Annotated in this window: 1 protein-coding gene; it reads left to right on the top strand. The window is 43.7% G+C overall.

The annotated features are described in order from the left end of the window. Positions 1-734, top strand: a 734-nt coding sequence (locus tag AB4493_RS21660) for a hypothetical protein (protein ID WP_372155809.1), incomplete at both ends; no start/stop codon positions are given.

The following is a 734-nucleotide window of genomic DNA, read 5'->3' as shown; positions in this document are numbered from 1 at the left end:
TTGACCTCTGGAACTGAAGCGATTTCTATTACAGAAATCACAGGGGCGGCTAACACGACAACCTATCAAGGTACGACGACAAGCGGGACTCCTATTTTCACGCTCGCGCTAGCGAATGATGGCTCTTATACCTTTACGTTGTTAGGTCCTCTAAATCATCCTACAAGTCCGAATTCCAATACCTTAACGATTCCATTTGATGTCGTTGCAGTTGATGGTGACGGTGATGACTCTAATCAGTATGTATTGCCAATCGAAGTGCTAGATGACACACCAGTAATGAGTGCGCCAACGGGTGAAGCGGTTGTCGATGAGGATGACCTCACTGGAATTGGTTCAGATCAATCTGAAGATACCATTATTAATGGACTGTTCACTGTCGATGAAGGTGCCGATGGCGTTGTGAAGTATGAACTGGTTGATGAAGATTTGGTTCTGACTGGCTTAACCTCTGATGGAGAAAGTTTAGAGTGGCAAGCTGTTTCACAAAATGGCACAACATTTACTTACGTTGCTCAAACAGCAGCGAGTAATGAAGCGGTGTTCGAAATTATTTTCGATACCTCAGATAACAGCTATCAATTCGAATTGTTTAAACCACTTAAGCACCTTGATGGCGCGGGTGAAAACGCGATTAACCTTAACTTCTCTGTTGTAGCTGAAGATTTCGACCAAGATAAATCGAATGCGATCGATTTGAAGATCATGGTGACGGATGATGTGCCAACCATCAC

Origin of the sequence: Vibrio sp. 10N.222.55.A1 (assembly GCF_041473835.1) — a bacterium.
In the GTDB taxonomy this organism is placed as follows: Bacteria; Pseudomonadota; Gammaproteobacteria; order Enterobacterales; family Vibrionaceae; genus Vibrio; species Vibrio crassostreae_C.
This window is presented reverse-complemented; position numbering and strand designations above follow the sequence as displayed.